Below are 9,778 nucleotides of genomic sequence, written 5' to 3'. Positions count from 1 at the left end.
CGCGCGCTGGCTGCGCAGATGCACAGCGGCTTTGCCGCGCTGCGCGAGGCGCTGCCCATGAACATCGAGGCGAAGCTCGCCGGCATTGACCTGCCCGAGGCCGCCGTGCAGGACATTTCCCGGATCCAGGCCATCTGGCAGGACACGCGCGCGGAATTCGGCCAGCAGGGGCCGTTCCTGTTCGGCGCGTTTTCCATCGCGGATGCCTTCTACGCCCCCGTGGTGTCGCGCTTCGTCACCTACGGCGTGGCCGCGGCCGGCCCCGTGCGCGGCTACATGGACGCTGTGCTGGCGCTGCCGGCCATGCAGGAATGGACGCGCGACGCCTGCGCCGAAGCCACCTTCGTGCCCCAGGACGAGCCCTACCGCACGCACCGCTGAACGCGGGCTAGCCCATTTCGAACAGGCGGCGGTGCTCGCGGATGGCGTAGCGGTCGGTCATGCCGGCGATGTAGTCGGCAATGGCGCGGGCCTGCTCATTGAAGCCCTCGCGCCGGTAATCGGGCGGCAGCAGCCGGGGATCGTCCAGGAAGGTGGCGAACAGCGCCTGAACGATCCGCCGCGCCTTGGCCGTCATGCGCAGCACGCGGTAGTGCCGGTACAGGTTGTCGAACAGGAACCGCTTGAGTTCGTCGGCCTCGCGCCGCAGCGGCTCGGAAAACCCCGCCAGCGGCGGCGCGCGCCGCACGTCGTCGGCGCAGGCCGGCGCGTATTCGCGGATGCGCGCCAGCGACGTGCGGGTCAGGTCCACGATGAGGGTGTTGATCATGCGCCGTATGGTTTCCGAAGTCGCGCGGCGCGGCGCCAGGCCGGGATACCGGCGCTGGACCTCGGCATAGTGCCGCTCGAAGATGGACACTTCCAGCAGTTGCTCCACGGTGATCAGGCCCGAGCGCAGCCCGTCGTCGATGTCGTGGTTGTTGTAGGCGATCTCGTCGGCCAGGTTCGCCACCTGGGCCTCCAGCGAAGGCTGGGTGCGGTTCAGGAAGCGCTCGCCCACCTCGCCGAGCTGACGCGCGTGGGCGGCCGAGCAATGCTTCAGGATGCCCTCGCGCGTCTCGAAGCAGAGGTTCAGCCCGTTGAATTCGGCGTAGCGCTCCTCGAGCTCGTCCACCACGCGCAGGCTCTGCAGGTTGTGTTCGAAGCCGCCCGCCTCCGGGGCCATCTCGCGCATGCAGGCATTGAGCTCGTCCTGCCCGGCGTGGCCGAAAGGCGTATGACCCAGGTCGTGCGCCAGCGAGATGGCTTCGGTAAGGTCTTCCGACAGTCCCAGGTTGCGCGCCAACGTGCGCGCGATCTGCGCCACCTCCAGGCTGTGCGTAAGCCGGGTGCGGAACAGGTCGCCCTCGTGGTTCACGAACACCTGGGTCTTGTATTCCAGGCGCCGGAACGCGGTGGAATGCACGATGCGGTCGCGGTCGCGCTGGAACTCGGTGCGGTTCTCGGGCGCGGGTTCCGCATGGCGGCGTCCCCGGGTGCGGGACGGATCCGATGCATAGGAAGCCAGTTCTTTCATCTGCAACGCCGTCCCTCTCCGTTTACGCCGTCGTGCGGGCCAGGACGGCGCGCACGGCGGCATCGGGGGCCGCGCGCGTAACGGCCTGCCCGATGCGGTTCATCAGCACGTACCGGATCTGGCCGCCTTCGGTTTTCTTGTCCACCTGCATGAGATCCAGCCAGCGGTCCGCCCCCAGGTCGGGCGCCGTCACGGGGCAGCCGATGGCCCGCACCAGCGCGCGGCACGCGCGCCACGTCGGCCGCCGGGAACCCGGCCACCTCGGCCGACAGCTCGGCCGCCTGGACCATGCCGCAGCCTACGGCCTCGCCGTGCAGCCACTCGCCATAGCCCAGCCCCGCCTCGATGGCATGGCCGAACGTATGGCCCAGGTTGAGAATGGCCCGCAGGCCGGATTCTCGCTCGTCCTTGCCCACCACCTGCGCCTTCAGTTCGCAGGAGCGGCGGATGGCGTAGGCGATGGCCTGCGGATCCAGCTCGCGCAGCCTGGCGGCATTGGCTTCGCACCAGGCCCAGAATTCCGCGTCGAGGATGAGACCGTACTTGATGACCTCGGCCAGCCCGGCCGACACTTCGCGCGGGGGCAGCGTGGCCAGCACGTCGGTATCGATTTCGACGGCCTGCGGCTGGTAGAAGGCGCCGATCATATTCTTGCCCAGCGGGTGGTTGATGGCGGTCTTGCCCCCCACGGAGGAATCGACCTGCGCCAGCAGCGTGGTGGGCGCCTGCACGAAGCGCACGCCCCGCATGTACACCGCGGCCGCAAAGCCGGTCATGTCGCCGATGACGCCGCCGCCCAGCGCCACCAGCACGCAGCGGCGGTCCAGCCGGTTGCCCAGCAGGGCGTCGAAGATCAGGTTCAGCGACTGCCAGTCTTTGTGGGCCTCGCCGTCGGGCAGTTCGATGCGCAGCACGCGCTTGCCGGCGCGGGCCAGCGCCGCCTCGGCGCGCTCGGCATACAGGGCCGCCACGGTCGGATTGGTGACCAGCGCGATAGCCGTGGCATCGTCCGGAATGGACTGGTCCAGGGCGTCCATGCGGCCCGGACCGATGTTGATGGGGTAGCTTCCCCCGGGGGTATCGACCTCGACGACGTTCATATGTGCTTCTCGAAAGCTTGCAATTGCGGCAGCAGCCCCTTGACCAGGGTATGGATGGACGCCGTGCCGGTTTCCACCACCAGGTCGGCCACCTCGTTATAGAGTGGTTCGCGCCTGGCCAGCAGGTCGCGCAGCGTGCCGCGCGGGTCGGCGGTGGCCAGCAGGGGCCGGTTGCGGTCGCGGCAGGTGCGGCGGAACAGTTCGTCCACGCTGGCGCGCAGGTACACCACGATGCCGCGCTCGCGCAGGCGGCGGCGGTTCTCCTCCGCCAGGATGGCTCCCCCGCCGGTGGCGAGAATTATGTTCCGACGTTGGGTACACTCTTCCAGTGCGGCGGATTCCCGGCGGCGAAAGCCGGCCTCGCCCTCGATTTCGAAGATTACCGGCACCCGCACGCCGCAACGTGCTTCCAGCTCATGGTCCAGATCGATGAATTCGCGCCCCAGGGCGCGCGCCAGGCCACGGCCTATGGTCGTCTTGCCAGCGCCCATCATGCCCACCAGGAACACGGGCAGGTCATGCGGCAGGGTCGCGGTCTTGCCCGCGCAAACCGGCGCGCAAGAGGGGGTTTCGGGCGTTCCGCTGGCGGACGCCGCGTCCGGACCGTCGTCCGGACATGAATGGGCGGAAAAGTTCATGCCGGCATTATCCCATTGCCGCCCGTTGCCCGAGCGCCACGCCCTGAACGATCTTGTTACAGAAACCGGAGGCCCCTTCCCGGGCCGGCCCTGAGATACCCGTAAAATCGCCGCGATGAGTAAGCCCCAGAATTCCTCCAAGAAAGACAAGCCCGCCAAGAGCGGTTCGCCATTTCTGCGATTTTTCGTAAAGGCCGGCATTCTCTGTGTCGGCCTTGCGCTGTGCGGCGTGCTGCTGGCCGGCATGGCGCTGGCGCTGGCCTGGCCCAACCTGCCCGACCTGCACGCCATGACCGACTACCGGCCGCGCGTGCCGCTGCGCGTCTATACCGCCGACAAGGTCCTCATCGGCGAGTTCGGCGAAGAACGCCGCAACGTGCTGCGCTTCAACGAAATCCCGGACATCATGAAGTCGGCCGTGCTGGCCGCCGAGGACGACCGCTTCTACCAGCATGGGGGCATCGACTGGATGGGCGTGGTGCGCGCGGGGCTGGCCAACATCACCAGCATGTCCAAGTCCCAGGGCGCCAGCACCATCACCATGCAGGTGGCGCGCAACTTCTACCTGTCGTCCGAAAAAACCTACTCGCGCAAGTTCTACGAACTGCTGCTCACGTTCAAGATCGAGTCCCAGCTCACCAAGGACCAGATTCTTGAGCTCTACATGAACCAGATCTACCTGGGCCACCGCGCCTACGGCTTCGCGGCCGCCTCGCGCACCTATTTCGGCAAGCCGCTGTCCGAGATCACCCCCGCCGAGGCCGCCATGCTGGCCGGCATTCCCAAGGCCCCCTCGCGCTTCAACCCGATCGCCAACCGTCCCCGTGCCGAGCTGCGCCAGCGCTACGTGCTCAACCGCATGCACCAGCTCGGCTACCTCACCGACGCCGAATACCAGCAGGCGCTGGCCCAGCCCATCGTCATGAAGTCGGCCGAGGGCACGCCGGCCGGCGGCTACGCCATCCACGGCGAATACGTGGCCGAACTGGCGCGCCAGCTCCTGTACAACGTGTACCAGGACAACGTCTATTCGCGCGGCATCAATATCTACACCACGGTCCAGTCCAAGGAACAGGAGGCGGCCTACCGCGCCGTGCGCGAAGGCGTGCTCGACTACACCCGCCGCGCCCCCTACCCCGGCCCCGAGGAACAGCTCGACCTGCCCGCCGGCATCGAGAACAACGCACAGGCGCTGGACGACTTCCTGGACGGCGTGTTCGACAAGTTCAGCGACAGCGGCGACCTGCTCACCGCCGTGGTGCTCTCGGCCAGCCCCACCGAGGTCAGGCTGGCGCGCAGCTCGCGCGAGATCATCACCATCACCGACAAGAAGGTGCTGGGCGTGGTCGCACGCGCGCTGAACGACAAGGCCAAGCCCGAGAAGCGCATCAAGCGCGGCTCGGTTGTCTACATCCGCAAGTTCGGCGACAACTGGGAAATCATCAACCTGCCGGCGGTGCAGGCCGCGTTCGTGGCGCTCTCGCCGCAGGACGGCGCCATCCACGCCATGGTCGGCGGCTTCGACTTCTATCGCGGCAATTTCAACCGCGTCACGCAGGCATGGCGGCAGCCGGGCTCCAACATCAAGCCCTTCATCTACGCCGCCTCGCTGGAGCGCGGCCTCACGCCCGCCACGCAGATCTCCGACCAGCCCTTCATGCTCACGGCCGAGCAGACCGGCTCCAAAGCCTGGGCGCCCAAGAACTACGGCAACCAGTACGAGCCCATGCTGACGCTGCGCCAGGCGCTGTACAAGTCGAAGAACATGGTGTCGATCCGCATCCTGCAAGCCATCGGCCCGCAATACGCGCAGGACTACCTCACCCGCTTCGGCTTCGACAAGGCGCGCCAGCCGGCCGTGCTGCCGCTGGCGCTGGGCGCGGGCTCGGTCACGCCCCTGCAGCTCGCGGGCGCCTATGCGGTGTTCGCCAACGGCGGCTACCGTGTCACGCCCTACCTGATCGACCGCGTCACCGACAGCAGCGGCAAGGTCATCATGCAATCCAAGCCCGTGGTGGCCGGCGACGCCACGGCCCGGGCCATCGACCCGCGCACGGCCTGGGTCATGGACGACATCCTGCGCGGCGTGGCCACCTACGGCACGGCAGCCCGCGCCCGCGTGCTGCTCAAGCGCAGCGACATCGCCGGCAAGACCGGCACCACCAACGAATCGGTGGACGCCTGGTTCTCCGGCTACACCCCCAGCCTGGTGGCCACCGCCTGGCTGGGCTTCGACCAGCCCAGATCCCTGGGCTCGCGCGAAACCGGCGGCGGAGTGGCCATGCCGATCTGGGTGGACTTCATGAAAGAAGCGCTCAAGGGCGTGCCTGAAGACAAGCAGCGCCCGCGCCCCGACGGCCTGCTCGTGGAAAACGGCGAATACTATTTCTCGGAGTTCCCGCCCGGCCAGGCCGTCGCGCGCCTGGGCCTGCCGGAAGCCGACACGCTGGGCGAGTTCCTCAATGGCCTGACGAGCGGCGCCGGCAACGAGGACAACCGCATCAAGGTGGCGCCCGGGGCGAGAGTGGGCGGCGAAGCCTCTTCCTGGTCGCAGAAGATTCCGTTCTGAAGAAAAGGCGGCGCCGCAACCGTTTCCCGGTGACGGCGTTCCGGAAGGCGGATGCGCAAAGGCCGGTTCCCGGGAACCGGCCTTCGGCTTTGGAGGCGCCTGCCGGACGCCAGCAAGCGGGCGGCTACAGGCGCACGGTGACGGGGACGCCCGCGGCCTCGGAGCAGATCTGCGACAGCGCGTCCGGCAGCGGCGGGCCGCCGCGCGTGTCGTTCCAGTGCTTGCCGTCATAGCGGTAGTGAAAGCCGCCGCTGCGCGCCGCCACCCAGAGCTCCTGCACGGCTGCCTGGCTGTTCACCACGACGTGGGTACCGTCCTCGAATACCAGCGTCAGCACGTTGCCGCTGCGGCTGGTTTCCACATCGACGTCGAGCGAAGCCGCCCAGTCGTCGGCCTGGCTTTCGATGCTTTCCAGCACCTGGTCGATCAACGCAAGAAATTCGGATTCGGTCATAATCGAGCCTGCAAGAATTACGGAGTTCCCAGTGTCCCACATGGCATTTCGCCGCATGGCTCTTCGCATTGTAGCCACGCTTGCAACCGCTGGCATGGTCGCGGCTTGCGGGTATAAGGGCCCGTTGTACATGCCCACGCCCGACGGCAAGCCGCCGGCGCGCACCCAGCAGCACAAGACCACCAGCATTCCCCCCGCGCCGGTGCTGCCATGAATCCGCCCCTGGCAGCGCTGCCCCAGCCGGCGGGCTCTCCCTACTTCCAGTACCGCAACAGCGTTCTGTATGCGGAGGATGTCCCGCTGGACCACCTGGCCGCGCTGCTGGGAACCCCTCTCTACGTGTATTCGCGCGCCGCGCTCAAGGGCGCCTGGAACACCTACCGTTCGGCCATCGGCCCGCACAAGGTGCTGGTGTGCTACGGCATGAAGGCCAATTCCAACCTGGCCGTGCTCAAGGAATTCGTCCGGCTGGGCGCGGGCTTCGACATCGTCTCCGGCGGCGAGCTCGAGCGCGCGCTCGCCGTGGGGGCCGACCCCGCCCGCATCGTGTTCTCGGGCGTGGGCAAGCAGGCCTGGGAGATGCGCGCGGCCCTGGAAGCCGGCGTCAAATGCTTCAATGTGGAATCCGAAGCCGAATTGCGGCGGCTCTCTGACGTGGCCTCGCACATGGGCCGCGTCGCGCCCGTGTCGCTGCGCGTGAATCCGGACGTGGATCCCCAGACCCACCCCTACATTTCCACCGGCCTGAAGGAAAACAAGTTCGGCATCGCCATCGGCCAGGCACGCGACGCCTACCGGCTGGCGCACGCCCTGCCCGGCCTGCGCATCGCGGGCGTGGACTGCCACATCGGCTCGCAGCTCACCGACATCAGCCCTTATCTCGACGCCCTGGACAAGCTGCTCGACCTGATCGACGCGCTGGCCGCCGACGGCATCCGCATCGGGCATCTCGACCTGGGGGGCGGGCTGGGCATCCGCTACTCGAACGAAACCCCGCCCTCGCCGCGCCACCTGCTGGCCCCGGTGCTCGACCGGCTGCGCGCGCGCGGGCTGGATCATCTGGAGCTGGTGCTCGAGCCCGGCCGTTCGCTCATCGGCAACGCCGGCGTGCTGCTGACCACCGTGCAATACCTCAAGCACGGCGAGGCGCGCAACTTCGCCATCGTGGACGCGGCCATGAACGACCTGCTGCGCCCGGCCCTCTACGAAGCCTGGCACGGGGTGCTGCCGGTACGGCCCCGCCCGGGCGCCAAGGCGTGCAACCCATACGATCTGGTCGGCCCCGTGTGCGAAAGCGCCGACTGGCTTGCCCGCGGCCGGGTGCTCGACCTGCAGCAAGGCGACGTGCTGGCCATCGAATCGGCCGGCGCCTACGGCATGACCATGGCCAGCAACTACAACACGCGCGGCCGGCCCGCCGAGGTCATGGTCGACGACGGCAGGTTCTACCTGGTTCGCCAGCGCGAAACCCCGCGCGACCTGTACCGCGGCGAATCGACCCTGCCGTAGCCGGGGCCGCCGCCCCGGGGCCCGCGGTCAGAGCTGCCCGTAGGAGTGCAGCCCCGACAGGAACATGTTCACGCCCAGAAACGCAAAGCCGGTGATCAGCAGGCCCGTCAGCGCCCAATAGGCCGCCATGGCGCCTCGCAGCCCCTTGATGAGCCGCATGTGCAGCCAGGCGGCATAGTTCAGCCACACGATGAGCGCCCAGGTTTCCTTCGGATCCCATTGCCAGTAGGCGCCCCAGGCGTCGGCGGCCCACAGCGCGCCCAGGATGGTCGCCACGGTAAAGAACGCGAAACCGACCGCGATGGCGCGGTACATGATGTCGTCCAGCACTTCCAGCGAAGGCAGCGCGGCCGCGATGCGCCGGCGCCCCAGCAGGATGGCGCCCACGATCACCGCGCCGATGCCGAAATACAGCATCCACGTGGCCGAAAGGCCGTCGGTGCGGAACACCATGGGCTCGGCGCAAAGCAGCACGCCCAGCACGAACAGCGGCGCCAGCCGGGCCCAGGAAGCCGTATTGCCGTGCTGCTTGACCAGGTAGGCAAAGCCCACCATGGCGGCCAGCGAGAAGGTGCCGTAGCCGATGAAGTTGGCCGGCACGTGCAGCTTCATCCACCAGCTCTTGAGGGCGGGCACCAGGGGCTGGATCTGGCCCGCATCGCGCGTGAACGAATACCACAGCAGGAACACCACGGCCGAGGTCACCACCAGCAGCACGAAGCCGCCCAGCGCGCGCGTGGCGTACTTGCGCTCGTAGTAGAGGTAGAACAGCGCCGTGATCAGCGAAAACAGCACGAAAACTTCGTACAGGTTGCTTACGGGAATGTGGCCGAGATCCGGCCCCATGAGATGACCTTCGCGCCATCGCACCAGCAGCCCGGTCAGGCCCGCGAACACCGCCCCCCAGGTCAGCGCCGTGCCCAGCCAGGCCGCCGTGGGGCTGAACACGCCGATCCAGTAGCACACCGTAGCCAGCGCGAAGAGCGCGCTCATCCACAGAATGGCCGACTGCGACGAAAACAGGTATTTCAGGAAGAACACCTGTTCGGCGCGGCCCAGGTCATTGCCGTAGAGCATGACCGCCAGCCCCGCCGACAGCGCACAGGCGATCATGAGCCGGCGCAGCGGGCGCCACAGCCAACCCATCCAGGCCGCCACGGGCACGGCCGCGCAGAGAATCGTCTTCTCGTAGTAGTCCATGGCGCCGCTGTAATGGACCAGCGCGTAGCCCGCGCCCGCCGCCAGCAGCAGGAAGAAGACGAGATCCGTCCAGTCGGGCCGGCCGCGCCGCGCCCGGCCGTCGCCGGTTTCGGACAGGCCTTGCGGCCATTGGGATTCCGGTGTGGAAAACGAAGAGGTGGTGGTCGTGGACATAAATCAGCCTTCCGTCCGGTTCTGGCGCAGCAATGCCTGCTTGAAGCGCTCGAATTCTTGATTGAAGTCCAGTGTACGCTTCTGCGAAGTCATGGCCGCCAGGATGCCGCTGCCGCCGCCCTCGGGCCTGATCCACACCCAGACGCGCCGGTCCCGAATATAGAACATCGCAAACACGCCCAGCACCAGCAGCAGGCTGCCCAGGTACACCGCTTTCTTGCCCGGCGTGCGGCTGACCTGGAACACGCTGGCCTGCACGTGCTGGAAGTCGGCCAGCGACAGGAACACGGGCGCCGGATACACGGCCAGGTCCGACAGGGCCGCCACCGCCAGCCGCGACCACGTCGCCGCCTGGTCGGCCTGCGGCCCGGCATCGGGCACGGGCGGCAGGCCCGCGCGTTCGCGCTCGATGGCGCGGATTTCGTTCATGCTGGCGCCGATGAGGCGGATGACCACGTCGGCGGCGCGCTCCAGGTCGGCGGCCGGCGTATTGGCCTGCAGGAAAGCCGCCACCGCCTGCAACCCGCCCGAGGCAAAGGTTTCCAGCGCGCGTTCGGCCGCGGTCTGCAAGGGCTGGCGGTCCATGCCGGCCGGACTGTTGCGCTCGGCGAAACGGCG

General features: G+C 67.9%; 9 protein-coding genes and 1 pseudogene. 4 read left to right on the top strand and 6 right to left on the bottom strand.

The genetic code is table 11. The features are described from left to right. Positions 1-381, top strand: a 381-nt coding sequence (locus AD428_RS04420; RefSeq protein ID WP_200907988.1) for a glutathione S-transferase C-terminal domain-containing protein, incomplete at its 5' end; no start/stop codon positions are given. Between the two features lie 7 nt (positions 382-388). Here AD428_RS04420 and AD428_RS04415 read toward each other — a convergent pair. From AD428_RS04415 to AD428_RS04405, 3 genes and pseudogenes are all read right to left on the bottom strand, one after another. Further along, positions 389-1,579 carry a deoxyguanosinetriphosphate triphosphohydrolase gene (locus AD428_RS04415; protein WP_369798690.1) on the bottom strand — a complete coding sequence of 397 codons (1,191 nt, stop codon included), beginning with the start codon at positions 1,577-1,579 and terminating at the stop codon, positions 389-391. Next, positions 1,539-2,616 (bottom strand): annotated as a pseudogene (aroB, locus tag AD428_RS04410) (3-dehydroquinate synthase). The gene AD428_RS04415 and the pseudogene aroB overlap by 41 nt, the downstream one beginning before the upstream one ends. Then, positions 2,613-3,254 carry a shikimate kinase gene (locus tag AD428_RS04405; RefSeq protein ID WP_053244307.1) on the bottom strand — a complete coding sequence of 214 codons (642 nt, stop codon included), beginning with the start codon at positions 3,252-3,254 and terminating at the stop codon, positions 2,613-2,615. The pseudogene aroB and the gene AD428_RS04405 overlap by 4 nt, the downstream one beginning before the upstream one ends. Before the next feature lie 115 nt (positions 3,255-3,369). On the opposite strand from AD428_RS04405, the gene AD428_RS04400 reads away from it, so the two are divergent. Continuing rightward, positions 3,370-5,823, top strand: coding sequence for a penicillin-binding protein 1A (locus AD428_RS04400; protein ID WP_053244306.1), 2,454 nt, complete (start codon positions 3,370-3,372; stop codon positions 5,821-5,823). Between the two features lie 124 nt (positions 5,824-5,947). Here AD428_RS04400 and cyaY read toward each other — a convergent pair whose 3' ends face one another. Next, positions 5,948-6,277, bottom strand: coding sequence for an iron donor protein CyaY (gene cyaY / locus AD428_RS04395; RefSeq protein WP_053244305.1), 330 nt, complete (start codon positions 6,275-6,277; stop codon positions 5,948-5,950). 55 nt (positions 6,278-6,332) lie between these two features. Between cyaY and lptM the strand changes: the two genes are divergently transcribed. Both lptM and lysA read left to right on the top strand, forming a co-directional pair. Continuing rightward, positions 6,333-6,491, top strand: coding sequence for an LPS translocon maturation chaperone LptM (gene lptM, locus AD428_RS04390; RefSeq protein WP_235489062.1), 159 nt, complete (start codon positions 6,333-6,335; stop codon positions 6,489-6,491). Continuing rightward, positions 6,488-7,786 carry a diaminopimelate decarboxylase gene (gene lysA / locus AD428_RS04385; RefSeq protein ID WP_053244303.1) on the top strand — a complete coding sequence of 433 codons (1,299 nt, stop codon included), beginning with the start codon at positions 6,488-6,490 and terminating at the stop codon, positions 7,784-7,786. Before lptM ends, lysA begins: the two co-directional genes overlap by 4 nt. Positions 7,787-7,813: 27 nt before the next feature. On the opposite strand, the gene ccsB is transcribed toward lysA, so the two are convergent. Then, positions 7,814-9,160 (bottom strand): c-type cytochrome biogenesis protein CcsB, encoded by a 1,347-nt coding sequence (ccsB, locus tag AD428_RS04380; RefSeq protein WP_053244302.1) that lies wholly within the window; start codon positions 9,158-9,160, stop codon positions 7,814-7,816. Between the two features lie 3 nt (positions 9,161-9,163). Further along, a partial coding sequence (locus AD428_RS04375) for a cytochrome c biogenesis protein ResB (protein WP_160318546.1) occupies positions 9,164-9,778 on the bottom strand: 615 nt, incomplete at its 5' end.

This window comes from Achromobacter sp. DMS1, from assembly GCF_001270295.1.
This window is presented reverse-complemented; position numbering and strand designations above follow the sequence as displayed.